Origin of the sequence: Paractinoplanes deccanensis (genome assembly GCF_016862115.1) — a bacterium.
Taxonomy (GTDB): Bacteria; Actinomycetota; Actinomycetes; order Mycobacteriales; family Micromonosporaceae; genus Actinoplanes; species Actinoplanes deccanensis.
On the sequence record NZ_BOMI01000087.1, the window covers coordinates 1 to 24,103 of the forward strand.

The 24,103-nt window shown below is 72.4% G+C and carries 24 protein-coding genes; 11 read left to right on the forward strand and 13 right to left on the reverse strand.

Translation table 11 applies throughout. The features are described from left to right. Both Ade02nite_RS22685 and Ade02nite_RS22690 read right to left on the reverse strand, forming a co-directional pair. Positions 1-595: MFS transporter (locus tag Ade02nite_RS22685; protein ID WP_203767149.1), on the reverse strand; the 595-nt coding region annotated here is incomplete at its 3' end. Positions 596-877: 282 nt separating this feature from the next. Then, positions 878-2,338: an alpha/beta hydrolase gene (locus tag Ade02nite_RS22690; RefSeq protein ID WP_239168971.1), complete on the reverse strand. Its 1,461-nt coding sequence runs from the start codon at positions 2,336-2,338 to the stop codon at positions 878-880. A 77-nt stretch (positions 2,339-2,415) separates the two neighbouring features. Here Ade02nite_RS22690 and Ade02nite_RS22695 point away from each other — a divergent pair, with 77 nt between their 5' ends. Further along, positions 2,416-3,753 carry a PQQ-dependent sugar dehydrogenase gene (locus tag Ade02nite_RS22695; protein WP_239168972.1) on the forward strand — a complete coding sequence of 446 codons (1,338 nt, stop codon included), beginning with the start codon at positions 2,416-2,418 and terminating at the stop codon, positions 3,751-3,753. 21 nt (positions 3,754-3,774) lie between these two features. Here the strand turns inward: Ade02nite_RS22695 and Ade02nite_RS22700 are convergent, their stop codons facing one another. The 4 genes from Ade02nite_RS22700 to Ade02nite_RS22715 form a co-directional block, all read right to left on the reverse strand. Next, positions 3,775-4,026, reverse strand: coding sequence for a hypothetical protein (locus Ade02nite_RS22700; protein WP_203767151.1), 252 nt, complete (start codon positions 4,024-4,026; stop codon positions 3,775-3,777). 89 nt (positions 4,027-4,115) lie between these two features. Continuing rightward, positions 4,116-4,382, reverse strand: a complete 267-nt coding sequence (locus Ade02nite_RS22705) for a hypothetical protein (protein WP_203767153.1) — start codon at positions 4,380-4,382, stop codon at positions 4,116-4,118. A gap of 12 nt (positions 4,383-4,394) precedes the next feature. Then, the gene (locus Ade02nite_RS22710; protein WP_203767156.1) at positions 4,395-6,068 is read right to left on the reverse strand and encodes a sodium:solute symporter family protein; all 1,674 of its coding nucleotides are present in this window, start codon (positions 6,066-6,068) and stop codon (positions 4,395-4,397) included. A gap of 75 nt (positions 6,069-6,143) precedes the next feature. After that, positions 6,144-6,800, reverse strand: coding sequence for a TetR/AcrR family transcriptional regulator C-terminal domain-containing protein (locus Ade02nite_RS22715; RefSeq protein WP_203767159.1), 657 nt, complete (start codon positions 6,798-6,800; stop codon positions 6,144-6,146). Positions 6,801-6,882: 82 nt separating this feature from the next. On the opposite strand from Ade02nite_RS22715, the gene Ade02nite_RS22720 reads away from it, so the two are divergent. Further along, positions 6,883-8,046, forward strand: coding sequence for an FAD-dependent monooxygenase (locus tag Ade02nite_RS22720; RefSeq protein WP_203767182.1), 1,164 nt, complete (start codon positions 6,883-6,885; stop codon positions 8,044-8,046). Here the strand turns inward: Ade02nite_RS22720 and Ade02nite_RS22725 are convergent. Then, on the reverse strand, positions 7,994-8,650 hold the full coding sequence (locus Ade02nite_RS22725) for an HAD family hydrolase (protein WP_203767185.1): 657 nt from the start codon (positions 8,648-8,650) through the stop codon (positions 7,994-7,996). The two genes, Ade02nite_RS22720 and Ade02nite_RS22725, sit on opposite strands and share 53 nt — an antisense overlap. Then, positions 8,647-9,519 (reverse strand): LLM class F420-dependent oxidoreductase, encoded by an 873-nt coding sequence (locus Ade02nite_RS22730; protein WP_203767187.1) that lies wholly within the window; start codon positions 9,517-9,519, stop codon positions 8,647-8,649. Before Ade02nite_RS22730 ends, Ade02nite_RS22725 begins: the two co-directional genes overlap by 4 nt. 210 nt (positions 9,520-9,729) lie before the next feature. Between Ade02nite_RS22730 and Ade02nite_RS22735 the strand changes: the two genes are divergently transcribed. Further along, entirely contained in the window at positions 9,730-11,124 is a 1,395-nt protein-coding gene (locus tag Ade02nite_RS22735; RefSeq protein WP_203767189.1) for a glycosyltransferase family 2 protein, read from the forward strand. A gap of 3 nt (positions 11,125-11,127) precedes the next feature. Here the strand turns inward: Ade02nite_RS22735 and fgd are convergent, their stop codons facing one another. Both fgd and Ade02nite_RS22745 read right to left on the reverse strand, forming a co-directional pair. After that, positions 11,128-12,129 carry a glucose-6-phosphate dehydrogenase (coenzyme-F420) gene (gene fgd, locus Ade02nite_RS22740; RefSeq protein ID WP_239168973.1) on the reverse strand — a complete coding sequence of 334 codons (1,002 nt, stop codon included), beginning with the start codon at positions 12,127-12,129 and terminating at the stop codon, positions 11,128-11,130. 10 nt (positions 12,130-12,139) lie between these two features. After that, on the reverse strand, positions 12,140-13,981 hold the full coding sequence (locus tag Ade02nite_RS22745; RefSeq protein WP_203767212.1) for a sigma-70 family RNA polymerase sigma factor: 1,842 nt from the start codon (positions 13,979-13,981) through the stop codon (positions 12,140-12,142). A gap of 144 nt (positions 13,982-14,125) precedes the next feature. On the opposite strand from Ade02nite_RS22745, the gene Ade02nite_RS22750 reads away from it, so the two are divergent. The 4 genes from Ade02nite_RS22750 to Ade02nite_RS22765 all read left to right on the forward strand — a co-directional run bounded on the left by Ade02nite_RS22750 (position 14,126) and on the right by Ade02nite_RS22765 (position 17,248). After that, positions 14,126-14,518: an ATP-binding protein gene (locus Ade02nite_RS22750; RefSeq protein ID WP_203767214.1), complete on the forward strand. Its 393-nt coding sequence runs from the start codon at positions 14,126-14,128 to the stop codon at positions 14,516-14,518. A 60-nt stretch (positions 14,519-14,578) separates the two neighbouring features. Next, on the forward strand, positions 14,579-15,754 hold the full coding sequence (locus Ade02nite_RS22755) for a PP2C family protein-serine/threonine phosphatase (RefSeq protein ID WP_203767447.1): 1,176 nt from the start codon (positions 14,579-14,581) through the stop codon (positions 15,752-15,754). Positions 15,755-15,845: 91 nt separating this feature from the next. Next, a complete protein-coding gene (locus Ade02nite_RS22760) occupies positions 15,846-16,319 on the forward strand; it encodes a MarR family winged helix-turn-helix transcriptional regulator (RefSeq protein ID WP_203767224.1) in 474 nt (157 codons plus the stop codon). 14 nt (positions 16,320-16,333) lie between these two features. Next, positions 16,334-17,248 carry an LLM class flavin-dependent oxidoreductase gene (locus Ade02nite_RS22765; RefSeq protein ID WP_203767227.1) on the forward strand — a complete coding sequence of 305 codons (915 nt, stop codon included), beginning with the start codon at positions 16,334-16,336 and terminating at the stop codon, positions 17,246-17,248. A gap of 9 nt (positions 17,249-17,257) precedes the next feature. Here the strand turns inward: Ade02nite_RS22765 and Ade02nite_RS22770 are convergent, their stop codons facing one another. Beyond that, entirely contained in the window at positions 17,258-17,608 is a 351-nt protein-coding gene (locus Ade02nite_RS22770) for a histone-like nucleoid-structuring protein Lsr2 (protein WP_203767230.1), read from the reverse strand. 219 nt (positions 17,609-17,827) lie between these two features. Between Ade02nite_RS22770 and Ade02nite_RS22775 the strand changes: the two genes are divergently transcribed. Continuing rightward, the gene (locus tag Ade02nite_RS22775) at positions 17,828-18,256 is read left to right on the forward strand and encodes a hypothetical protein (RefSeq protein WP_203767240.1); all 429 of its coding nucleotides are present in this window, start codon (positions 17,828-17,830) and stop codon (positions 18,254-18,256) included. Then, the gene (locus Ade02nite_RS22780) at positions 18,256-19,491 is read left to right on the forward strand and encodes a D-alanyl-D-alanine carboxypeptidase family protein (RefSeq protein ID WP_203767450.1); all 1,236 of its coding nucleotides are present in this window, start codon (positions 18,256-18,258) and stop codon (positions 19,489-19,491) included. The genes Ade02nite_RS22775 and Ade02nite_RS22780 overlap by 1 nt, the downstream gene beginning before the upstream one ends. On the opposite strand, the gene Ade02nite_RS22785 is transcribed toward Ade02nite_RS22780, so the two are convergent. Then, positions 19,480-19,977, reverse strand: a complete 498-nt coding sequence (locus Ade02nite_RS22785; RefSeq protein WP_203767242.1) for a DUF456 domain-containing protein — start codon at positions 19,975-19,977, stop codon at positions 19,480-19,482. The two genes, Ade02nite_RS22780 and Ade02nite_RS22785, sit on opposite strands and share 12 nt — an antisense overlap. Before the next feature lie 169 nt (positions 19,978-20,146). Between Ade02nite_RS22785 and Ade02nite_RS22790 the strand changes: the two genes are divergently transcribed. Next, the gene (locus Ade02nite_RS22790; RefSeq protein ID WP_203767245.1) at positions 20,147-21,073 is read left to right on the forward strand and encodes a sigma-70 family RNA polymerase sigma factor; all 927 of its coding nucleotides are present in this window, start codon (positions 20,147-20,149) and stop codon (positions 21,071-21,073) included. Between the two features lie 39 nt (positions 21,074-21,112). Here Ade02nite_RS22790 and Ade02nite_RS22795 read toward each other — a convergent pair whose 3' ends face one another. Then, positions 21,113-23,416, reverse strand: coding sequence for a HelD family protein (locus Ade02nite_RS22795; RefSeq protein WP_203767247.1), 2,304 nt, complete (start codon positions 23,414-23,416; stop codon positions 21,113-21,115). Between the two features lie 168 nt (positions 23,417-23,584). Between Ade02nite_RS22795 and Ade02nite_RS22800 the strand changes: the two genes are divergently transcribed. Then, complete coding sequence (locus Ade02nite_RS22800) at positions 23,585-24,100, forward strand: hypothetical protein (RefSeq protein ID WP_203767249.1); 516 nt, start codon at positions 23,585-23,587, stop codon at positions 24,098-24,100. Positions 24,101-24,103: the final 3 nt, after the last annotated feature.

The window sequence follows — 24,103 nt, forward strand, 5'->3', positions numbered from 1 at the left end:
AGGAAGTGGGCCGGGAGGTGACCGAGGGCGCGGGAGGCGCGGACTCTGATGCGGCGGGCAGTGGGAGTGAGGCCACCAGGACGGCGCCGGCCACGACCAGGGCGGCCAGGGCGGCGACCGACCAGGAGGCGCCCGCGAGGTCGGCGAGGACGGCGGCGAGGGCCGGGCCGGCTATTCCGGCGAGGCTGTAGGACATCACGTCGAGGCCGAAGGCGCGCTCCAGCCTGGTCGGGGCCAGGTCGCCGAGCAGGCTGGACAGGCCGCCGATCAGCAGGGGGGCGCAGCAGCCGGCGACGATCAGGAGGGCCGCCGCGAGCGGTGTCGCGTGGCCGATCGACGCGGCGCCGCCGAGCAGGGCGGCCGCGTAGCCGAGGAAGGCCAGGAAGTAGAGCAGGCGGCGACGGCGGGCGGCGTCGGCGAGCGCGCCGGTGATCGGGGCGGCCACGACGTGCGGGACCATCAGCGCGGCGATCAGCAGGCCGCCGAGGGCCTCGTCGCCGGTGCGGTCGAGGGCCAGCAGCAGGATCGCCACCCGGGCGCCCTCGTCGGCGAGCCGGGCGCACACGGCGGCGCCCACGTAGCGGGTCAAAGTCATGGCGGCGGCCCCCGTGCGCTCGGTCCGCGAATGCTGTACCCCCGAAGCGCCGCGGCCGAACGACCGAATCGACGACGGCGGCTGCACCGCCCGGCCCCCCAGGCCCCGGCGAGCGGGTGGGCCGCCGGCCCCGGCGACTGGGTGGAACGCCCGGCCCCCGCAACTAGGTGGAACGCCCGGCCCCCGCAACTAGGTGGAACGCCCGGCTCCGGCGAGTGGGTGGAACGCCCGGCTCCGGCGAGTGGGTGGAACGCCCGGCTCCGGCGAGTGGGTGGGCCGCGGTCAGCCGACGCCGAAAGGCTGTGGGGCCACCGCGGGGCACGTCGTGCCGGGGCGCGGGGGCACGACGGTCAGCAGGTATTTGTCGACGGCGCCGGCCACGCACGGGCTTCGGCTGTGGATGACGTGGCCCCAGCCCTGATAGGTCAGCAGGGTCGCGCGCGGGCCCAGGGCCGAGGCGACGCGCGCCGCCCAGGAGTAGGCGGTGGCCGGGTCGTGGCGGGCGTTCACCAGCAGGACGGGTGGCGTGCCGCGCAGCGGGCGCAGGGGGCGCTGCGGATTGTCCGGTGGGGACGGCCAGCCGAGGCAGCCGGTCAGCGCCGAGAGTGCCAGCGGTGAGACGAGCATGTGCGGCGCCCGGGCGGCCATCTCCCGCAGGCGGCGGCGCAGGTCGGGGAAGCCGCTCACCGGGAGGTGCCAGTCCTCGCAGATCACCGCGGGGAAGCTGTGGTCGACCAGGTCCACGGGAGGCGGCGGGGCGCGGCGGGCGGCGGGCTTGGCGGCCAGGGCGTCGCGCAGGTAGTAGGCGAACGAATACCACTGCGGCTCGTAGAACGCGGCGAACGCGGCGCCGATCAGGTCGGCCACGGAGAGCTTGCTGGGCGGGTCGTACGGATTCTGCAGCGTGCCGGCGCGGGCCCGGCCGACGGCGGTGGCCCACACCCTTTTGACGTCCTGGCCGCGCAGCACGCACTGCGGGTCGCGGGTGCACCAGGCGATGAACTGGTGGAAGGCGTTCTCGGCGGCGTCGGTCTCGTGGGTCAGGAAGCCGGTCAGGTCGGCGCTGTGGTCCATGACGCTGTCGAGGGCGAGCGCGCGCAGCCGGGCGGGGTGGCGCTCGGCGTACTCCTGGCCGATCAGGGTGCCGTACGAGGCGCCGTAGAAGCTGATCTTCTGTTCGCCGAGGGCGGCGCGCAGGGCCTCCATGTCGCGGACCACGCTGGCCGTGTCGACGTGGTGGAAGACCGGGCCGGTGCGGGCGGCGCAGTCGGCGGCGAGCTTGCGGTTGTAGGCGATCGTCTCGTCGTACGCGCGCTGACTCTCGATGAGCGGCGAGGGCGCGGCGTCGACCAGTTCGCGCGAGCAGAGAACGGGTGTGGAACGGCCGACGCCGCGCGGGTCCATGCCGACGATGTCGAAGCGGGCACGGACCTCCGCGCCGAAGAACGCGGGGGCGTTGAAGGTGAAGTCGACCGCCGAGCCGCCCGGGCCGCCGGGGTTGACCAGCAGGGCGCCGATCCTGCGCGCGGGGTCGGTGGCCTTGCGCCGGGCGATGGTGAGCCGCGCGGTGGGGCCGGACGGGTTCGCCCAGTCGGCGGGCACCCGCATCGTTCCGCACTGGACCGCGGCGTCCTCGGGGCACGCGGCCCACGTGACGGTGGAGGCGGAGGCAGATGAGGGCGACGGCGTCACCACGTACGTCAGCAGGATGCCGACCGTGAGGACCGCCGCCGTTAATCGCACCGCGCCATCGTCGGACGAAGGCCGATCGCGAGTCTGGCGAATGGGTGAAGTTCGCCGGGGCGTGGCACCGTAGAGCGATGACCGCCGCCTCACGAACGCGTCTCGCCTTCGCCGCCGCCGGCACGGCCCTGCTGGTGGCCTGCTCCGACGGGGAGACCACGCCGAGGGGCGAAGCCACCTATTCGCCGGCAGCACCGCAATCGTCCGCGGCGTCGCAGGCGCCCTCGCCCACCGCGGCGGGCGATCCCGATCTGAGCCGGCCGCAGACCATCGCCACCGGCATCGAGGTGCCGTGGGGCCTGGCCTTCCTCCCGGACGGCAGCGCCCTGGTGAGCGAGCGCGAGTCCGGCGACATCCTGCGCATCCCCGCGGGCGGGGGCGACCCCACCCGGGTGTTCCACGTCGACGGCGTCTCGGCGTCCGGCGAGGGCGGCCTCCTCGGCATAGCGGTCGACCCGGACTATGCCGACAACAATTTCGTCTACGCCTATTTCACCGCCGCCTCCGATAACCGAATTATCCGATTTGCCCTGGAGGGATCCGCGGGAGCGGGAGGCGGGGCGGGTTCCGCGGGAGCGGGAGGCGGGGCGGGTTCCGCTGGAGCGGGAGGCGGGGCGGGATCCGCGGGAACGGGAGGCGGGGCGGGATCCGCGGGAACGGGAGGCGGGGCGGGATCCGCGGGAACGGGAGGCGGGGCGGTAGGCGCTGGAGCGGGAGGCCCTGTGTTGGCGGGCGCGGCAGGGCGAGCGGCAGCGGCGCCGACGGTGATTCTCGACGGGATCGACAAGGCGGGCATTCACAACGGCGGGCGGATCGCGTTCGGGCCCGACGGCTTGCTGTACGTGGGGACGGGCGACGCCGGCGACGGCAGCGCCTCGCAGGACGGCGACGACCTGAACGGCAAGATCCTGCGCATCACCCGCGACGGCGCGCCGGCGCCCGGCAATCCCACCCCGGGCTCGCCGGTCTGGTCGATGGGCCACCGCAACGTGCAGGGCCTCGCCTGGGGCCCCGACAAGAAGATGTACGGCATCGAGTTCGGCCAGAACACCTGGGACGAGGTCAACGTCATCGAGCCCGGCAAGAACTACGGCTGGCCCGAGGTCGAGGGCAGGGCCGGCAACGGCCGGTACGTCGACCCGATCGTGCAGTGGCCGACCGACGAGGCCTCCCCCTCGGGCGCCGCGGTCGCCGGCGACGATCTCTACGTCGCGGGCCTGCGCGGCGAGCGCCTCTGGATCGTGCCGCTCGGCGGCGGCGAGCCCCGGTCGGAGTTCGACGGGCAGTACGGGCGGTTGCGGACCGTGGTGACCGCGCCCGACGGCGCGCTCTGGCTGACCACCTCGAACCGCGACGGCCGCGGCGATCCGCAGGACGGTGACGACCGGATCCTGCGGTTCCCCGCGGCCTCGTGAAGCGGCACTGCTGATCAGAACTTATCGAGTGGTAGGGGGCAATTGCGGTAGGGCCGAGATCGCGGCGGCGTACACCGCGATCTGACGCCCGTTCGGCACCACGCCGACGGCGCGGAGCTGGTCGTGAATGGCCTGCGCGACCGAATCCTCGGCTTGGCCTCGGTGGGTCTGCATGACCTTGTTGACCACATAGTCGACTCTGACTTGTTGCTGCCATCCCGCGGAGCGGTAGCCGCCGCTGGTGGCGTAGCTGATGGGGGCGACGCGTTCCATGCCCTGTCTATCGGACGCCGGGTGCCCCGAGTCGAAGAATTGGGTGGGCGGTGCACCCCGACCGCAACCGGGTCACACCGCCTCGACAATCATTGCTCCTCGGACTCGTCGATCTGGGGCGGCTTCGGCGGGTTGAGCCGCAGCCAGAGCAGGAAGAACAGGCCCAGCGCGAGCATCGCGAGCCCCATCCACAGGTTGATCCGCACGCCCTCGGCCTTGTCGATCTCCTCGGGGGAGTCGAAGATCCCGAGCAGCGTGACGATCACGCCGTACACGACGAAGAGGCCGCCGATCACCCGGCGCACGTCGAAGAGGCGAGCCGCCGCGGAGACCCTTTTCTGATCGTCTTCAGCCATGACGCTGTCTCCTTACCAGACCGGGATGTAGAGGACGACGGCCAGCACCACCGCGACGGTGCCGAGCAGCACCGGGTTGCGCCACCACACCTTCTCGCCCGAGATGATCACGTCGGCGCCGGTGCTCGGGCCGCCCAGGCCGTAGACCAGGCCGCGCAGCTCGCTCTCCGGCTTCGACGGGGTGAACATGGTGACGATGATCGCCACGATGACCGCGACCACGAACGCCGCGCCGGCGCCCCAGAAGCTCTCCTCCAGGTCGGAGTTGAACTTGATCACGTCGCCGAGGTGGGCCAGGTAGAGCGCGAGCGAGGCGAGGAAGCCCAGCAGCAGCGACCAGAAGCCGGCCCAGGCGGACATCCGCTTCCAGAACATGCCGACGATGAACGTGGCGAACAGCGGGGCGTTGAACAGCGAGAACAGCGCCTGGATGTAGTTCATGATGTTGTCGTAGCCGGCCGCGATGAACGCGGTGCCGATGCCGATCACCACGCCGCCGAAGGTCGCCCAGCGCCCGACCCGCAGGTAGTACTCGTCGCTGCGGCCCTTGCGGATGTAGGGCTGCCAGATGTCGTACGTGAAGACGGTGTTGAAGCCGCTCACGTTGGCCGCCATGCCCGCCATGAACGAGGCCAGCAGACCGGTCACCGCCACACCGAGCACGCCGTTCGGCAGCAGGTCCCGCATGAGCAGGGGGATCGCGTTGTTGTACGTGAGGTCGCCCGACTCGGCGCCGAGGCCCTTGACCGTGACGAGGGCGATCAGGCCGGGCACCACGGTGACGACCGGGATCAGCAGCTTCGGGAAGGCACCGATGATGGGGGTACGCCGTGCCGCGTTCATGTCCTTGGCCGACAGCGCCCGCTGCACCTCGGCGAAGTTCGTCGTCCAGTAGCCGAATGAGAGCACGAAGCCGAGGCCGAAGATGATGCCGATCCAGTTGGCGCCGAGCGGGTTCGCGTCGCTGCTGCCCGTGTTGGACCAGGTGTGCAGGGCCGCGTCGCCGAGCGGACTCTGCCGGACCTTGTCCATCAGCCCGTCGACGCCGCCCACCTTGACGAGGCCGACGATGGTGATCGGGATGAGGCCGGCCAGGATCACGAAGAACTGGAGCACCTCGTTGTAGATCGCCGAGGAGAGGCCGCCGACGCCGATGTAGATCAGGACGATGGCGGCGCCGAGGCCGATCGAGACCCACAGCGGCCAGCCGAGCAGGGCCTGCAGGATCAGGGCGAGGGCGAAGAGGTTCACGCCGGCGATCAGCACCTGCGCGACGGCGAAGCTGATCGCGTTGAACAGGTGCGCCGAGTTGTTGAACCGGCGGCGCAGGAACTCGGGAACGCTGTGCACCTTGGAGCCGTAGTAGAACGGCATCATCACGATGCCGAGGAACACCATGGCGGGGACGGCGCCGACCCAGTAGTAGTGCAGCGTCATCAGGCCGTACTGCGCGCCGTTGGCGGCCATGCCCAGGATCTCGAGCGCTCCCAGGTTGGCCGAGACGAAGGCGAGACCGGTCACCCAGGCGGGCATCGCGCGCCCGGACAGGAAGAAGTCCGCGCTCGTTCTGATGGCTCTGCGTGCCGCGAAGCCCACACCGAGCACCGTGCCGAAGTAGAGCACCAGAATCAGATAGTCGAAGATGTCGAGGTCGAGCCGTAGGCCGCTCGCCGCAAGTACCTCCACAGGCCACCTCCATGGCGAAAGTCGCCATGGCCTACCCGAGACGAAGATCTTTCACACCTGAATGTGTCTTCCGTGTTACCGGGCTCTCAGCAGCACCTCGATGCCGTCGAGGATCCGGCCCACCCCGAAGCCGAACGCCTGATCACGGCCGCCCCGCTCGGCGGCGTCGGCCACCGCGGCCGCCAGCGCGGGAAAGCGCTCGGCGTGCTCGCGCAGCACCAGCTCGATGGTGGCGGCGAGCTCGCTCTCCGCGGTGCCCGCCTGGCCCGCGATCATCCGCACCTGACCGGCGAGGACCGCCACGGCGTCCATCCGCTCGGCCCCGCTCAGCCCCGGCGGCAGCACGGCCAGCGCGCTCTCCATCCACGCCAGCTCGTGGGGCCCGATCGGCCGGCCGCCGGTGGTGGCCTCCAGCGCCCACCGGTGCGCCTCGTACCGCCGGAGGAGCGCCTCGGCCCACGCGGTGAGCGCCTCCCGCCAGCCGGCGGCATCGAGCGCGGGCGGCACGCCGATCGCCCGCTCCAGCATGAGCGCCACCAGCTCGGTCTTGCCGGGCAGATAGCGGTAGAGCGACATCTTGGTGAAGCCCAGCTCGGCCGCGACGCGCTGCATCGAGACCGCGGCCAGCCCCTCGGCGTCGGCGACGGCGATCGCGGCGTCGGCGATCTGGTCGAGCGTCAGCGCCGCCTTGGGCCCACGGGTCGCCCGCGGCCGCTCCTCCCAGAAGAACATCTTGCCCTCCCTCGAAACCGCGTCTACCGTACACAGAAAGAATTGAGTCCGGTGGACACAGTTACTGACGAGAGGCACCGACATGGACGTCCTGATCTCCGGCGCGAGCATCGCCGGCCCCGCGCTCGCCTACTGGCTCGGCCGCTTCGGCATGCGGCCCACCATCGTCGAGATCGCCCCGGCGCTGCGCACGGGCGGCAACGCGGTCGACTTCCGCGGCCCGTTGCACATGGGGCTGCTGGAGCGCATGGGAGTGCTCGGCGAGCTGCGCGCGGTGCAGACCGGCGGCACGGCGATGCGCTTCGTCGACGCGACCGGCGCGACGCTGATGGAGTGGCCGGCGGGCCTGGCCGGCGGCGATCTGGAGGTGCACCGGGGCGATCTGGCCCGGATCCTCTGCGCGGCCGGCGCCGATCACACCGACTATCTCTTCGGCGACAGCATCGCCGCGCTGGCGGAGCACCCCGGCGGCGTGGACGTCACCTTCGCGAGCGGCCTCGAGCGCACGTTCGACCTGGTCGTCGGGGCGGACGGCGTGCACTCGCGGGTGCGGCGGCTGGTCTTCGGGCCCGAGGAGCGCTTCGTGAGGCACCTCGGCTACTACGTGGCCGGCTGGACCGTCCCGGCCACGGAGCCGGACCTGCGGCTCTACAACGAGCCCGGCCGCATGATCAGCGTGGGCGGGGACGGCGCCTTCGCGGCGTTCGCCTCGCCGCGGATCGACTACGACCGCCACGATCTCGCCGAGCAGCGCGGGGTCCTCCGCGACACGTACGAGGGCATGGGCTGGCGGGCCGCCGAGTTGCTCGCCGAGATGGGCGACGACCTCTACTTCGACCAGATCTGCCGGGTGGACGCGCCGGAGTGGACCCGGGGCCGGGTCGCGCTGGTCGGGGACGCGGCGAGCGGCGCCACCATCGGCGGGCAGGGCAACGGCACCGCGCTCGTCTGCGCCTACGTGCTCGCCGCCGAGCTGGCGACAGCGGGCGGCGACCATCGCGCCGCCTTCCCCGCGTACGAGAAGAGAATCGGCCGGTTCGCGCGCGGCACCCAGAAGGGCGGCGACACGACCGGCCGGTTCCTGGCGCCGCGGACGGCGCGGGGCATTCGGCTGCGCAACTACCTGAACAACCGCAAGTGGTTCCTCGACCTCACCTTCGCGATCGCGAAGGAGCGCGCGACGAACCTCGAGCTCACCGCAGAGCCGCGACCTCTTCCGGGGTCAGGTCGGCGATCCGGTCGATGACCAGCGACGCCGCGGCCAGCGCGTCCTCGGCCGGCGGATAGACGCCGTGCGGGACGGCGATCACCGCGAGGCCGGCGGCGGCCGCCGAGCGCAGGCCGTTGCTGGAGTCCTCGATCGCCGCGCAGACCGCCGGGGCGACGCCCAGCTTGTCGGCGACGGCGAGGTAGACGTCGGGGGCCGGCTTGCCGCGCGGCACCTCCTCGGTCGAGAGCGTGACCTGGAACGCGCCGGTGAGCCCCGCCGTGGCCAGCACCTGGTCGATCAGCACGCGGGCCGACGAGCTGGCCAGCCCGAGCGTGAAGCGCTCCCCCAGGCGGCGGACCGTCTCCACCGCCCCGGGGATGAGCGGCAGATCGGACTTGTAGCGCTCGGCCATCTGCCCGAGCACGTCGGCGGCGACCTCCGCGGCCGTACGGGGAACGCCGACCTCGTCGGCGAGGTGGGCCGACCACTCCCCCGTGCTCATGCCCATCATCCGGTCCTGGGTGTCGGGCAGGAAGGAGCGGCCGTACGAGGCCACGTACTGCCGGCGGACGTCCTCCCAGACCTCCTCGGTGTCGATGATGACGCCATCGAGGTCGAAGATCACGGCTTCGATGGTCACAGCGCCTCCGCGGCGGGCACGATCTCGTTGGCGAAGATCTCGAACTGCTTGGTGTCCCACGCGTTGCGCAGGCTGCCGTGGCCCACCTCGAAGCCCATCGCGGCGAGCCGGCGCAGCGTCGCGATGATGTCGCCGACGTTCTCGCCCTTCTCGCCGAGGTCGAAGTTGACCACCACGGTCTTCTGGATCTCGTCGTAGTCGCGGCCCACGTCCTCGCAGTGCTGCTTGAGCACGTCGAGCTTGTGCTGCAGCTGCGGCCCGCCGAAGAGGTTGCAGGCGTCCGCGTACTGGGCGACCAGGCGCAGCGTCTTCTTCTCGCCGCCGCCACCGATCAGGATCGGCGGGTGCGGCCGGCTCAGCGGCCGCGGCGCGTTGAGCGGCCGGCCGAGCCGGTAGTGGGTGCCCTCGAACGGCGTCTCGTCGCCGTGGAACATCTGCCGGCAGATCTTGAGCGCCTCCTCGAGCCGCTCGAACCGCTCCTTCGTGGGCGGGAAGAGCAGGCCGAGGCCGCGCGACTCCTCCTCGTTCCAGGCGGCGCCGAGGCCCAGGATCGCCCGGCCGCCGGAGAGCACGTCGAGCGTGGTCACGGCCTTGGCCAGCAGGCCCGGCTCGCGATAGACGACGCCGGTCACCAGGGTCAGCAGCTTGGCCCGCTTGGTGTGGGCGGCGAGGAAGCCCAGGGTGGTGTAGGCCTCGAGCATGTCCCACTCGGCGGGGCCGATCGCCTGGATCTGCCACAGGTGGTCCATCACACTGATCCGCTCGAAGCCCGCCTCGTCGGCCGCGGAGGCGATGTCGGCGAGCACGGGCGCCAGCCGCGCCGGGCCCTCCGGCCACGTGAAGTTCGAGATGTGCAGGCCAAGTCTCACGGCGGTTCCCCTTCGCAAGCAGCGCTTCGGCGGACATTCAAACCCTAACCACCTTCCTTGTACGGAGGGTGGCCGCGGCCCGATCTCGCCGGCGCGCACGGCGGCGGGTTCCAGCCGCAGGAACGATCTTCATCGACCGTTCCGACGAGTTGCTGACCGGTTGCCGGCCGGTAGCTTCGATGATCAGAAACAAGTTTGAGGAGCACCGCCATGCTTCCTTCGCCGCCCTCCGCAGCGACGAACAGCGTCCGCACGTCGTCACCCTCGGTGAGCGTCGTGCTGCCCGTCCGGGATCCCGCGGGCCTTCCGCTGACGCTGCGCAGGCTGCCACCGGTCGACGAGGTCGTCATCGTGGCCGAGGGACGCGCCGCCGCCGCGGCCCGGTCCGCCCGCCCCGGCGCCGTCGTGATCGCGCCGACGCGGCCCGGCCCCGGCAACGCGCTCGCCACGGGTCTCGCGGCGGCCCGCGGCGACGTGGTCGTCGTGCTCAACGGCGACGGCTCCACCGACCCGGCCGAGATCCCCCGCTTCGTGGACACGCTGGTCGCCGGCGCCGACCTGGCGCTGGGCTCGCGTTACACACCGGGCGGCCGCGACCTCACCGGCAGCCGGTGGCGCCGCTGGGCCGACCTGATCCTCATCTGGGTCGTGAACGTGCTGCTCGGCACGCGCCGCACCGACCCCGGCTTCGGCTATACCGCGTTCTGGCGGGACACGCTGGCGCACCTGGACCTGCCCGACCCGGCCGTGCGGGCCGGCGCCTCCTGGGGCGAGGGCCCCGAGATCGGCCCGCTGCTGGCGATCCGGCCGGTGCTGCGCGGCCTGCGGGTGGCCGAGATCCCGTGCGTGGCGTTCCCGCCGATCCGCCGGGCGCGGCGCGAGGATCGTCCCCGCCTGCGGCACTGGCTGCGGGCCGCGCTGCGTGAGCGCGGCGACCGCCGCTCGTACACACCGCCGCCGATCGTCGCGCCGGCCCCGCGCGTGCGGCACATCGACGCGGGCAACGGCCCCGGCTACCGCCTGGAACAGACCGGCCCCGGCTACCGCATCACGCCCGAGCCCACACGCGGCCGCCACGCGGCGGACCCGGCGGCATCCGGGCGTCATGGAGTCGGCCCGTCGGCGGCCGGGAGCCGCGGGACCGGCCCGTCAGCAGCGGGGACTCGCGGGACCGGCGCGGCGGCGGCCGGGCGTTTCGGGCCGCGGGCGGCGAGCGAGCGCACCACCGCCGACGTCTGGCGCCAGGCGGACCGCCGGCAGCCCGGCGAGCCGATCTGGGGCCCGCCGCACCGCACCGCGGCCCCCACGCGCGACCTGTGGCGCGAGCGCCGCACCCGGGCCCACCGCAGCCCCAACCAGCCCCCCGCGCCGCTGCCGGCCGCCCACCCGGAGCCGCTCTTCGGCCCGGACGTGCAGCCCCGCACCGCCGAGGACGCCTGGCTGCCGCTCCCCCGCGCCCCCAGGCAGCCGGGCGAGGTGGGAGCGCGCCGCCGGCGGATCACCGGCGGCCGCCAGTCGCAGCCCGACCTGCGCGTCATCAACGGCGAGGGCAACGACACGACCGGCGGCCGCCGCGGCCGGCTCCGCTCGGTCAAGAAGCCGTAGTGCCTAGGAGACCCGGGAGCGCAGCTGCGGGAGGATCCTCTCGCTGTAGAGGCGCAGGAAGCGCTCCTGGTCGGGGCCCGGGGCGTGGAAGACCAGGTGCTTGAAGCCCATGTCGAGGTATCCGGCGATCTTTTCCGCGTGCTCGTCGTGGTCGGACGAGACGATCCAGCGGGTGGCCGTGCGCTCGACCGGCAGCGCGTCGGCCCGGCGCTGCATCTCGATCGGGTCCTCGACGCCGGTCTTCTCGTCGGGCGTGAGCGCCAGCGCGCCCCAGTGGCGGGTGTCCTGGCGCGCCTTCTCGTGGTCGTCGTCGAACGAGACCTTGACCTCGATCAGCAGGTCCAGGTCGTCGATCTTGCGGCTCGCCTTCTCGGCGCCCTCGCGCACGGCCGGCAGCAGCGTGTCGGTGTAGAGCTCGCGCCCCTTGCCGCTGGTGGTGATGAAGCCGTCGGCGATGCGGCCGGCCAGGCGGGTGGCGGACGGGCCCGAGGCGCCGATGTAGACCGGCACCGGGATCTCGGGCTTGTCGTAGATGGTCGCGTTCTCGGTCCGGTAGTACTGGCCCTCGAACGTCACCCGGTCCTCGCGCCACAGCCGCTGGATGAGCTGCACGGCCTCCTTGAGGCGGGCGAAGCGCTCCTTGCCGTCGGGCCACGGGATGCCCAGCGGCACCTCGTTGAGCGACTCACCCGAGCCCACACCGAGCACCACCCGCTCGGGCGCGAGGCAACCCAGCGTGGCGAAGGCCTGCGCCACCACGGCGGGGTGGTAGCGGAACGACGGCGTCAGCACGCTGGTGCCGATCAGCACCCGCTCGGTCCGGGCGGCGAGCGCGCCCAGCCAGGGCAGCGCCGCCGGGGCGTGGCCGCCGTCGTGCCGCCAGGGCTGGAGATGGTCGCTGACGAAGACGGAGTCGAAGCCGAGCTCCTCGGCCAGCACGCCGTACCGGAGCAGTTCCGCCGGCGGGAACTGCTCCGCCGAAGCCTTGTACCCGAACCGAATCATGCTCACGACCTTAGCCCGCCGCCTTGTACGCCTCACCGGCCTCCGTGGGACTGTCGCCGTCGGCGTAGAGCCCGAAGTCGGCGCTGTCGCCGACCGCGGGCAGGCCGAACCACGCGTACCGCTCCAGCCACGAGCGGTTCTCCAGGCCCTTGGTGGCGCCCTCGATGAAGGTGACCAGCTGGGCCTGGGTCGGGTATTTCGGGGTGCCGGAGAAGTTCATCAGGCCGAACTCGGTGACCCAGATCGGCTTGCCGTAGCGCTTGTGCACGGCGTCGACGTAGCCCAGGAACTGGCCGACCGCGGCGGAGCTGAAGTCGGAGCCGTACCAGTGCAGGGTGATGAAGTCGACGCGGTAGCCCTTGTCCTTAGCGCCCGTCATGAAGCGGTCGAGCCATCCGCCCGGTGTGTCACCGCCGTACGCCACCGAGGGGCTGCCCAGGCGCATGCCGGTCGCCTCGAGGCGCGGCCACGCGGCCAGCGCGTCCTCGACGGTCATGTTGGCCTGGCCGCCCATGTCGGGCTCGTTGAAGGCCAGCAGGACGTCGCCCTCCTTCTGGACCTGGGTCAGGGTGGCGTCGGTGACGTTGGCCTTGCCCCAGACCATCGGGACGAACTCGACGCCGGCCGGGCCGGGGATGTCGTTGTTGTCCGGGCCCCAGTCGTAGTACCAGCCCGCGCCGACGTCGGCGAGCGCCGCCTTGGACCCGGTGAACTTCCAGACGCCGACGCCCTTCTTGTTGCTCTCCTTGGCCGGGACCACGATCGGCGCGGCGCTGGCCGGCGTGGCCGGCGGCGTCGTCCTGGACGGGGTGGGCGACGGCTTGGCGGACGTCTTGGACGGGCTCGGTGGCGCCGGCCGCGTCGTCGTGGGCGCCGGCGCGGGGGCGGCCACCGCCGCGGTGGCGACAGTGGGCGGGTCGGGCTGCTGGGTGACCACGACGGCGACGCCGCCACCGACGACCGCCGTGGTGGCCAGGGCCGCGGTCAGCACCTTGTGGGACAGGCCGAGGCCGACCTTGGCCGCGGCGTGCGACCCCGCGCCGATCTTGACGGCTCCGGCGCCCGCCGCCCCGCCAAGGCTCACGCCCTTGCCGACCAGGGTCGCCGGCAGCGGCACGAGGGCCATGCCGGCCAGCAGCCGCTCGGCCGCGACCAGCCCGTTCCACGAGGGTGAGCAGTGCCGGCACTCGCGGGTGTGCCGGGCGATCCGCTTGCGCCACAGCGCGCTCGGGCGGCCGTCCCACTCGGCCGTGACCGCCCGGAGGTCGGGGCAGGGCGGCGTGGCGGCGAGCGCGCGCACCACCACCCGGGCGGTCTCGAGCTGGCCCTTCATCCGCTGGATGCGCACCGCGGCGTGCTGGCGGGTGACGTCGGTGGCGGCGACGATCTCGTCGCGGGTCAGCTCGCCGGAGGCCTCGAGCCACCAGAGCGAGAGCAGCTCGCGGTTGTCCTCGTCGAGCCAGCGGGTCGCCTCGGCGGTCTCGCGGCGCTGGCCGGAGAGCTCGAGGCGGGTGATCGCCAGGTCGGTGAAGTCGGCGCCCGGGTCGCGCAGGTCCTCGTGCAGCAGCGGCTCGGGCGCCCCGCGGCGCGCCCGGAACCGCTCGCGCACCTGGCGCACGGTGATCGCGACGAGCCAGGACCGGAACGCCTCGGGCTCGCGCAGGTCGCCGAGGTTGCGCAGCACCCGCAGCATCACGTCCTGCACGACGTCGTCGACGTCGGCGTGACCCTCCAGCGCCCGCCCGACGATCGTGTAGACCAGCGGCAGGTAGCCGGCCACGAGCCGGTCGACCGCCGCCGGGTCGCCGGCGCGCGCGGCGATCACGGTCGCGATGTCGGGTTGGTCCGCCATGGTCCCTTGCCTCTCGTCGAGCGTCGCTACGGAAGGGGAGACGCCCGGGCCTTCCTGGGATAACACGTTTTTGGCAGCCCATCGGATGAGCCGTTGTCGCGGCGCGGACGATTAACGACCGCGCGCACCGGGAAACCAAAGCACATGCGTATGACAGTCCGGCTGGCCCTGCCCCGTGAGGCGGGCAGTGTGCCCGCCGTCCGCCGGCTGCTGCGCTCCGCCCTCGCCATCCTGCACGTCGACCGGCACGACTCCGACGATCTGGAGATCGCGATCACCGAGGCCTGCTCGAACGTGGTGCGGCACGCCAGCGGCGCGGACACCTTCGAGGTCTGCCTCGACGTGGCCGACGATCGGTGCTCGATCGACGTCCGCGACGACGGCCCCGGTTTCGATCCGGACGCCTCGGACGCGCCGTCCTCGTCGAGCGAGCACGGCCGCGGCCTGATGCTGATCAAGGCGCTGGGGGAGAACGTGCGGATGCACTCCGTCCCGCGTCGCGGCAGCCTCATCCACTTCGAGAAGTCGTTCGCCTGACCTCTTGTCACCCGGCCGCGGGCAAGCCCCTATCATGCTTGCTCTGTGGCAACTATTGCCATGATCTCCGGCACTCGCAGGAAGGACGATCGCGTGACCACCCGACCGGCGCCCGTCGGCTCGCTCCTGCGTGCGGCCCCGCCCGATCGACTTCCCGAGGTGGCCGCCGAGCACCTGCGCACCCGATTCCCGCTCGCCGGCGCCGAGGTCTACCTCAGCGACCTGACCATGACCTCGCTCTGGCCGGTCCTCGACCCCGAGGGGCCCGCCGCCGGGCGGCTCGAGATGCGGGTCTTCGGCAGTCAGGAACCGCTCGTCGACGGCGGCTCCGCCGGCACCGATCGGGTGATGCTGCCGCTGACCGTGTGGGGCGACCGCCTCGGCGTGCTCCGGGTCGACCTGCGCGAGCCGGCCGGGCCCGACCGCGTGACCGAGCTGCGCTCGCTCGCCGACGAGCTCGCGCTCGCGCTGCGCGCCGCGCACAACGACACCGACCGCTACTACCGGATCTCCCGGCGGCAGCGCCTCACCATGGCCGCCGAGCTCCAGTGGGCGCTGCTGCCCGGCCGCTCGCTGGACGGGGAGCGCTTCAAGCTCGCCGGGCAGCTCGAGCCCGCGTACGCGATGTACGGCGACCACTACGACTGGGCCGTCACCGGCGACCGGCTGACCCTGACCGTGCTCAACGGCCAGGGCGACGGCATCGAGGCCGCGCTGCTGACCACCGTCGCGGTCAACGCCATGCGCAACGCCCGCCGCTCCGGGGCGAACATCGTCGAGCAGGCCGAGCTCGCCTCCGACGCCGTCTACTCCCGCTACGGCGGCGCCTCCCACGTGGCCACCCTGCTGCTCGAGATCGACCTGAGCGACGGCTCGGTCGAGGCGGTCGACGCCGGCTCCCCGCGGGCCCTGATCGCGCACGAGGGCGACGTGCGCGCGGTCAGCCTCGAGCAGCAGCTGCCCCTGGGCATGTTCGGCGACGGCCGGTACGAGACGCAGAAGTTTCAGCTCCAGCCCGCCGACCGGCTGCTCGTGGTGAGCGACGGCGTGCACGCCGCCACGCCCGGTGGCCGCCCGCCGTACGGTGCTTCCGCCCTGTTGAGCGCATTGCGCGGGACGCGACTGCAGCCGCCCGCCGAGGCGGTGGGTACCGTCATGAGAGCGCTGCGCGACTACCACGCGGGCGTCGAGCAGGACGACGACGCGGTCATCGTCTGCCTCGATTGGCTGCGATGACCGTCGCCGGACCGGCATGACTCGGCCGCGCGCGGGTAGTTGCGAAGGCGCGCGCCTGGCCGAGCAGTGAGACATAAACGAGGATAGACCGATGGATCGGGACACCGACATCGCCGCGGCTGTCGAGTCGACGGTCGACTCCCTGGTGTCCGTCCTCGACACGGCCCGCCTGGCGCAGACCCCGGCGGTGCCGCCGGCCCAGCTGCGCGTGCTCGCCATCGTCGCCGCCAACCGGCAGACCAACATGAGCCGCCTGGCCGAGACGCTCGACGTGGTGCCCTCCTCGGCGAGCCGCCTCTGCGACCGCCTCGAGGCGACCGGCCTGCTGCGCCGGGTGCCCGACCCGCGCGACCGCCGCGAGGTGCGGCTCATGCTCACCCCGGCCGCCCGCCGGCTCCTCGACCAGCTGCGCGAGCGCCGGCGGCAGGTGCTCGGCGACGTGCTCGACCGGATGACCCCGACGGCCCGGCAGGAGCTGGTGCGGGCGCTGGAGGCCTTCGCCGAGGCCGCGCGGGACGACGAGGGCCCGGCGGGGGCGGCAGGCGCCGGCCTGCGCACGGCGTGAGATAGCGTCGTCCGATGCGCATCGGCATCGTGATCCTTCCCGACCAGCGCTGGTCCGTCGCCGGGCGGCGGTGGCAGCGCGCCGAGGAGTACGGCTTCGACCACGCCTGGACCTACGACCACCTCGGGTGGCGCGACCTGATCGACGGCCCGTGGTTCGACGCCGTGCCGACGCTGACCGCCGCCGCGATGGTCACCCGGCGTATCCGTCTGGGCACGTACGTCGCCACGCCCAACTTCCGGCACCCCGTGCACTTCGCGCGCGAGGTCACCACGATCGACGACATCTCGCAGGGCCGGCTCATGATCGGGCTGGGCGCGGGCGGCGTCGGCTTCGACTCGGCGGTGCTCGGCCAGGCCGAATTGACGGCGGGCCGCCGGGTGGATCGATTCGCCGAGTTTCTCGGCCTCTTCACCGACGTCCTCGGCGACGAGCCGGTCACCCGGCACGGCGACTTCTACACGGCTGTCAATGCACGCAGCAATCCGGGAACGGTGCAGCGGCCGCGGCCGCCATTCATCGTGGCGGCCAACGGCAGGCGCGCGCTGCGGCTCGCCGCCCGGCACGGCGACGGCTGGGTCACCACCGGCGTGGCCGGCGTGGCGAGCGGACCCAGCTTCAGCGTGCCCGACACCGCCGAGCAGTGGTGGGAGTCGGTGGCCCGGCTCGCCGCGAGCTTCGACGAGGCGCTCGACGAGACGGGCCGCCCCCGCGACGAGGTGGCCCGCTATCTCAACCTCGACACGTCCCCGGTCTATTCGCTGAGCAGCGTCGAGGCCTTCACCGACGCGGTCGGCCGGGCGGCGGCCCTCGGCTTCACCGACGTCATCACGCATTGGCCGCGCGAGCGGAGTTGGTACGCGGGCGACGAAAAGGTCCTGGAATCGGTGGCTTCGCGGCTGCCGCGGCTGCGCTCCGGCACGATCTGAGCGTCTGTTTCAGCGGCCGTTCGCGGCGCGGTAGGCGTCGGTGACGCTCTGCGGAATGCGGCCGCGCTCGGAAATCTGGTGACCGTTGGCGACGGCCCACTCGCGGATCGAGCGGTTTTCGTCGCGGGAGCTGGCGGTGCGGCCGCCCGCGCCGCGACGAGCCGGGATGCGGCCGGTCGACGCGCGGCCGATCCGGGTGCCCGCGGTGATGTACGGGTCGAGGGCCTTGCGGAGCTTACCCGCATTGGCCTCGGAAAGGTCGATCGTGTAGTTAATGCCGTCCAGACTGAACTCGACCGTGCGATCGGCCTTCTTTCCGTCTAGATCGTCGATCAGAGTGGTGATTACCTGCCGCGCCATGACGACTCCCTCAAGTGGGACCGAAGAAGTAATAGGGGACCAACCGCGGCACAAGTGTTGCTCGCTTGCGGGTTCGCGCGCAACTGTTCCGCTGAAGGATTCGCTATTATTTCGGCGGCGCCGGCCCGGCCGGTATTCAAATGGCGCGTCGTCATTCACGGTAATCGGTGCGGATAGCTCGGCTGGCCTCCCGGCGGCCCATCACCTAGGGTCACTGGCATGACCCCGGACGACGACTGGCAGGAGAAGCGCCGGCAGGCCGTCGCCGGTCACGCCGCCGCGCTGGAGGAGAGCCGGGCGGCCGAGGCCCGGGAGGCGGCGGCCCTGATCGCCGACTTCGTCCGGCGTGCCGGCGAGCGTGAAATCCATCCACAAACGTTGATGGCTCGAACCTTCGACGGCCGATCCACGTATCGAACCCATGTGCGTGGCTGGTACCTGAAGTCCAATCGTTCCGTGGCCGTCGGCGAGGACGGTGAGTACTACGTGCTCACCGTGCCGGCCTCGTGGCGGGCCCGGTTCGCCGGCGCCGACCTGTCGCCGAGCGTCCCCCGATTGATCGTCGGCGCGGGTGGCGGCGACGGCGAGACCATCCCCCTCGCCCAGTTGCTGCAGAAGCGCCTCGACTCCGGAGTTAGCTGGCCTTGATCCGCTCCATCCTGGCCGCGGCCTCGGCGGCGGCCCTGCTCGTCCCCGCCGTGGCCACCCCCGCCGCGGCAGCCGCACCGGTCATCCCCTGCCCCAAGCCCAAGGTCGCCCCGCCCGCCGGCGTCCCGGCCCGGCCCGTGCCGCCGCCCGACGACCCGGTCGGCTTCGCCATCGGCGGCGACGCCCTCGCCACACACGGCCTGATCGTTCCCGCCGGCGTGCGGCAGCCGCCCGCGGTCACGGCGACCACCTGGATGGTCGCCGACCTCGACACCGGAGAGGTGCTCGGCGGCTGCGGCCCGCACGTCTACCAGACCCCGGCCAGCGTGCAGAAGACGCTGCTGGCGGCCACCGCGATCGACAAGCTGGACCCGGCCCAGAAGATCACCGTGGTCCCCTCGGACCTGGACATCGAGCCGGGCAGCTCCGCGGTGGGCCTGGTCGCCGGTGGCACGTACCCGATCTCGACGCTCTGGCTCGGCCTGCTGCTCAACTCGGGCAACGACGCGGCGAACGCGCTCGCCCGCCTGGCCGGTGGCGGCGGCAAGGACGGCGTCGCCAAGACGGTCGCGGCGATGAACGACACCGCGAAGCGGCTCGGCGCCTACCAGACCCACGCGGTGACACCCTCGGGCCTGGACGGCAAGGGGCAGTTCACCAGCGCGTACGACCTGGCTCTGATCGCCCGGGTCTGCTTCGCCAACGCCGACTTCCGCAAGTACGCGCTGACCCGGACGGCGCAGATGCCGGCCCAGCCCAAGCTCAAGAAGGGCGGCTTCCAGTTCCAGAACGAGAACAAGCTGATCTACAACTACCCGGGAGCGATGGGCGGCAAGACCGGCTTCACCAAGCTGGCCCGGCACAGCTACGTCGGCGCGGCCGAGCGCAACGGCCGCCGGCTGGTGGTCACCCTGCTCGGCGCCGAGGCCCGGCCGCAGCGCGGCTACGAGCAGGGCGCGTCCCTGCTCGACTGGGGCTTCTCGCTGCCGGAGGACGCCTCGGTCGGCAAGCTGGTCACCCCCGAGGAGACCGCGGCGAAGAACGCGACACCGCAGAAGGCCCCCCAGCCCAGCGCGACGGCGCAGGCCGCCGCCTCCACGACCCGGCCCACCTCGCCCCAGCTGCTGTCCGTCGCCGCCGCCGCGTCGGTCGCGCTGCTGCTGGCCGCCACTCCGCTGCTGCTCCTGCTCACCCAGCGCCGCCGTATCCGCCGGCCCCGCAAGTCACGTCAGTAGCAACCCGAACACCCACGTCACAGCGACCGCGAGGGCGGTCGTGAACTCGATCAGCATGGCCATGCCCGCGGCGGCGAGGGCGTGCTTGGTCGACGGCCAGGCGCGCTCGTGGCCGAGGCGGCTGAGCTCGACCAGATAGATGCCGAGCACGAAACCGATCACCAGCCCGACGACCGGGATCACGAAGAAGCCGATCACGCCGAGAACGCCGCCGGCGAGCAGCGCCGAATTGGGCACGCCGACCCGCTTGAGCCGCTTGCCCGGCAGCAGGTATTTGACCGCCGCGCCGAGCAGCGCCACCAGGGTCGCCACGGCCAGCACCACCCAGCGGCCCGCGCTGTCCGACCCGAGCAGTGCCCAGAGCAGCACCCCGGCCCAGCTCAGCAGCAGCCCGGGCAGCACCGGGATCACCACGCCGACGACGCCCACCGCGATCGCGATGCCCGCGACGAGCGTGATCACCCCATGGGTGTCGGTCAGATCCATGCCTCAACGGTGCCAGAAACCCTCAAGTCCGCGCTCTTGAGAGTTTCCGGCAGAGCAACTGCCCTGCACCCCTTTACGACTGCACCGGATACCGCACGCGGTCGAACTTCCTCATGTCAGCCGGGAGAGCCCGACGGACCGGGCCACCGACACCATGGGGGAAACACACATGACCAGCATCGCGACGAACGCTGCCGACCTCACCGCCGACAACGCGCCCGCCACGACGGTGCTGTCCGCCGCCGAGCAGGAGGAGCTGATCCGCGCGCACATGCCGCTCGTCGGCCACCTCGTGCGTGACATGCTCAGCCGCATCCCCAACCACATCCACCGCGACGACCTGACCAGCGCCGGCCTGCACGCCCTGGTCACCGCCGCCCGGGGTTGGGACCCGGACCGCGGCATCCCGTTCCACCGCTTCGCCAGCACCCGCATCCGCGGCGCCATCCTCGACGAGCTGCGCTCGCTCGACTGGGCGACCCGCTCGGTGCGCACCAAGGCCCGCGCCACCGACACCACCCGCCAGCAGCTCACCACCGCGCTGGGCCGCACCCCGACCTCGGACGAGCTGGCCCAGGCGCTCGGCACCACCACCAGCGAGCTCCAGCAGACCGACACCGACGTGCAGCGCGCCACCGTGCTGTCGCTGCAGGGCTTCACCACCAGCAGCGCCGACGACCTGGTCACCGAGAAGACGCCGGGCCCGGAGGACATGCTGCTGCGCCGCGAGCAGATCGGCTACCTGCACCACGCCATCGGCTCGCTGCCGGAGCGGCTCCAGGTCGTCATCACCGAGTACTTCCTGCACGAGCGCCCGATGGCCGACATCGCCGCCGACCTGGGCGTCACCGAGTCGCGGGTCTCGCAGCTGCGCGCCGAGGCGCTGTCGCTGCTCAAGGACGGCCTCAACACCCACCTCGACCCGGAGCTGGCGCCCGTGCCGGACAACCCGGAGAGCATCGTCGCGCGCCGCCGCGCCAACTACTACGCCAACATCGCCAACAGCACGTCGGTGCGCTCCCGCCTGGAGCTGACCAACGCGCACGGCCACACCAAGTACGGCAACGGCCTGCTCCGCACGCCTTCCGCCGCCTGATGACGAAAGCCCGGCGTCCCGGAGACGCCGGGCTTCTCGTCATGCCAGCGAGTGGAGAACCTTCGGCAGGTCGGCCGTGTGCAGCACGCCGAGCCGGCGCGTCGCCCGGGTGACCGCGACGTAGAGATCCGACAGGCCGCGCGGGCTCTCCGCGATGATCTCGTCGGGCTCGACCACGATCACCGAGTCGAACTCCAGCCCCTTGGCCTGCCGCACGGTCATCAGCACCACCTGGTTGAGCAGGTCGGGCTGCTCGCCGACCGCCGCGCCCGGCACCGCGCCGAGCAGGGCACGGCCGAGATCCGCCTCGCGCGCCTCCGGCACGAGCACCCCGACACGGCCCTCCCCCGCTTCGGCGGCCTCCACCCGTACCGCCGCTATGACCTCGGCGGGAAGCGCGACGGGCGGCACTCGCAGGGCCCACGGCGCGACGCCGGCCGAACGCACCGACCGCGGCGGCTCCAGAGCCGGGTCGACGGCGGCGAGGACGTCCGCGGCGACCGCCATCACCTCGGCCGGCGTGCGGTAGTTGACGGTCAGCTCGACCAGGTTCCAGCGCTGGCCCACGTACGGCTCGAAGACCTGCTCCCAGGTGGTCGTGCCGGCCAGCTCCGACGTCTGCGCGACGTCGCCGACCACGGTCATCGACCGGCTCGGGCAGCGGCGCATCAGCAGCCGCCACGCCATCGGCGACAGCTCCTGCGCCTCGTCGACGATCACATGGCCGAAGACCCACGTGCGGTCGGCCGCGGCCCGCTCGGCGGCGGTGCGGGTGTCGAGCACCTCGTGCCGTTCGACGAAGGCGCCCGCCTCGACCACGTCCAGGGCCGAGAGGATCTCCTCCTCCTGGTCCTCGAAGTCGAGCGAGCGGGAGCCGGCCAGGATCTCGAGCACGCCCTCGGCGTAGTCGACGGCCTCGCGGCGCTGGCGGGCCGCCTCCCGGGCCCGCAGCGTGTCGTCGACGCCGAGCAGCTCGGCCAGCTCGTCGAGCAGCGGCACGTCGGCCGGGGTCCACCCGGCGTCGCGGTCGCGCAGCAGCAGCGCCCGCTCCGCGGCGGTGAGCCCGGCGGCGGCCGACTCGAGCCGGTCGGCGTCGCAGAGCAGGTCGCGCAGCACCTGGCGCGGGGTCAGCACCGGCCAGAACTCGAACAGCGCCCGCTGCACGTCGACGTCCTCGCGCAGCTCGCGGCGGGTCTCGGCGAGGTCGGCCTCGGAGAGCAGATTGTCCCCGCCGAGCGGGTCGGTGCCGATGCGCTCGGCGATCTGGAGCGACAGCGCGTGGATCGCCTCGGTCACGAACATCGCGCGGGCCACGTTGTGCGGGCGCCCGGACCGGCGGGCGGCGGCACGCGCGTCCTCCAGCACCGACCGCTCGATGCGCAGCGGGTAGCCGTCGTGGTCGACCTCGGCGAAGTCGTGCGGCACGGTCTGCCGGTCGGCGACGGCGGCCGCCAGCACGTCGAGCATGGCGAGCCGGCCCTTGACCGCGGCCGCCGCGGACGGCTCGACCGCTCGCGCTCGCACGCCCGGGAACATGTCGCCGAGAGTGGCGAGCAGCACACCGGTCTCGGCGAGCGACGGCAGCACCTGCGAGATGTAGCGCAGGAACGTCGGGTTCGGGCCGAGGATCAGCACGCCCTGCTTGGTGAGCTGCTGCCGGTACGTGTAGAGCAGGTAGGCCGCGCGGTGCAGCGCGACCGCCGTCTTGCCCGTGCCCGGCCCGCCCTGCACGACCATGACGCCCGAGAGCCCGGCCCGGATCACCTCGTCCTGCTCGGACTGGATGGTCTCGACGATGTCGCGCATGCGGCCGGTGCGGTTCGCGGTGAGGGCGGCCAGCAGCGCCGCCTCGCCGGTCACGTCCTCGCGGCCGCCGGCCGCGGCGCCGGCCGTCAGGTCGAGCACCTCGTCGTCGATGCCGGTCAGCACCCGGCCCTTGGTGCGCAGGTGCCGGCGGCGGGTCACCCCGTCCGGCGACACCGCGGTGGCGAGGTAGAACGGCCGGGACGCGGGCGCGCGCCAGTCGATCAGCAGCGGGTCGCGGTCGTGCTGCTCGGCGGAGAGGCCGAGCCGGCCGATGTAGAGGGGCGCGCCGTCGGCGAAGTCGAGCCGGCCGAAGCACAGGCCGTTCTCCACCGCGTTCATCTGGGCCAGCTGCTCGGTGTAGTGGGCGCGCTGGGCCTCACGCTGGGTGCGGCCCTGCGGCGTGCCACCGGACTCGAGCACGATGCGGCGCAGCCGGTCGTCGGCCTGGGCGCGCAGGCCGTCGAGCCGGTCGTAGAGGGTAGTGAGGTACGCCTGCTCGGAACGGAGGTCGTCCGATGCGGAGCTTGACAATGCCACTCCCCTTGGTGTTATGATTCCCGCTCAGACGCCTTGGACGGCGTCTTTTTTCGTTTCCAGCAAACGGTCAGGATAGCGCAGGTTACGGCCGCCCCGAAAAGTGTCAGCTATCGGTCACTGTTCCCGGCGAGCCGTTACGCGGAACGGCCGAGATGGATTAACCCGGTCATGAACCGCATCCACCCGTTCCGACGTCTCGGCGCGCTGACCCTCATCGCAGCCGCCTCCCTGACCCTCACCACGGCGTGCACCGGCGACGACGAGTCCCCCGCCGGCACCGCCGCCCAGGCGGCCACCGGCGGGCCCGAGCCCAAGACCATCGACGGCGCCCGCGCCGCCGCGCAGACCGTCTTCGACCGCTTCTCCGGTGGCGACTTCGCCGGCGCCTGGGAGATGTACACCACGGCCGGCAAGCAGGCGATCAGCAAGGACGACTACGTCAAGCTCAACCAGGCCTGCTCCCGCAAGGGGCTGGCGATCCAGCTGACCAGCGCGCGCATGGAGGGCACCGACCGCGCGATCGTCATCGCGAAGCAGCTGGTGGCCGCGCAGTCGTACACGATGGTCTACGAGGGCGACGCGTGGAAGCTGGAGCCCGCCAAGGAGGGTCTCGCCCTCTACAAGCAGGGCGCGGCCAAGGCGATCGCGGCCCAGAAGAAGGCCGGCACCTGCGCCAACCAGTAAGTG

Bases quoted from the DNA above. Each gene is read 5' to 3' on its own strand.
- Ade02nite_RS22790 (WP_203767245.1), top strand. From the start codon at position 20,147: ATGACCAGCATCGCGACGAACGCTGCCGACCTCACCGCCGACAACGCG.
- Ade02nite_RS22785 (WP_203767242.1), bottom strand. From the start codon at position 19,977: ATGGATCTGACCGACACCCATGGGGTGATCACGCTCGTCGCGGGCATC.
- Ade02nite_RS22750 (WP_203767214.1), top strand. From the start codon at position 14,126: ATGCGTATGACAGTCCGGCTGGCCCTGCCCCGTGAGGCGGGCAGTGTG.
- Ade02nite_RS22775 (WP_203767240.1), top strand. From the start codon at position 17,828: ATGACCCCGGACGACGACTGGCAGGAGAAGCGCCGGCAGGCCGTCGCC.
- Ade02nite_RS22760 (WP_203767224.1), top strand. From the start codon at position 15,846: ATGGATCGGGACACCGACATCGCCGCGGCTGTCGAGTCGACGGTCGAC.
- Ade02nite_RS22800 (WP_203767249.1), top strand. From the start codon at position 23,585: ATGAACCGCATCCACCCGTTCCGACGTCTCGGCGCGCTGACCCTCATC.
- Ade02nite_RS22765 (WP_203767227.1), top strand. From the start codon at position 16,334: ATGCGCATCGGCATCGTGATCCTTCCCGACCAGCGCTGGTCCGTCGCC.
- Ade02nite_RS22745 (WP_203767212.1), bottom strand. From the start codon at position 13,981: ATGGCGGACCAACCCGACATCGCGACCGTGATCGCCGCGCGCGCCGGC.
- Ade02nite_RS22705 (WP_203767153.1), bottom strand. From the start codon at position 4,382: ATGGCTGAAGACGATCAGAAAAGGGTCTCCGCGGCGGCTCGCCTCTTC.
- Ade02nite_RS22700 (WP_203767151.1), bottom strand. From the start codon at position 4,026: ATGGAACGCGTCGCCCCCATCAGCTACGCCACCAGCGGCGGCTACCGC.
- Ade02nite_RS22720 (WP_203767182.1), top strand. From the start codon at position 6,883: ATGGACGTCCTGATCTCCGGCGCGAGCATCGCCGGCCCCGCGCTCGCC.
- fgd (WP_239168973.1), bottom strand. From the start codon at position 12,129: ATGATTCGGTTCGGGTACAAGGCTTCGGCGGAGCAGTTCCCGCCGGCG.
- Ade02nite_RS22735 (WP_203767189.1), top strand. From the start codon at position 9,730: ATGCTTCCTTCGCCGCCCTCCGCAGCGACGAACAGCGTCCGCACGTCG.
- Ade02nite_RS22695 (WP_239168972.1), top strand. From the start codon at position 2,416: ATGACCGCCGCCTCACGAACGCGTCTCGCCTTCGCCGCCGCCGGCACG.
- Ade02nite_RS22755 (WP_203767447.1), top strand. From the start codon at position 14,579: ATGATCTCCGGCACTCGCAGGAAGGACGATCGCGTGACCACCCGACCG.
- Ade02nite_RS22715 (WP_203767159.1), bottom strand. From the start codon at position 6,800: ATGTTCTTCTGGGAGGAGCGGCCGCGGGCGACCCGTGGGCCCAAGGCG.
- Ade02nite_RS22770 (WP_203767230.1), bottom strand. From the start codon at position 17,608: ATGGCGCGGCAGGTAATCACCACTCTGATCGACGATCTAGACGGAAAG.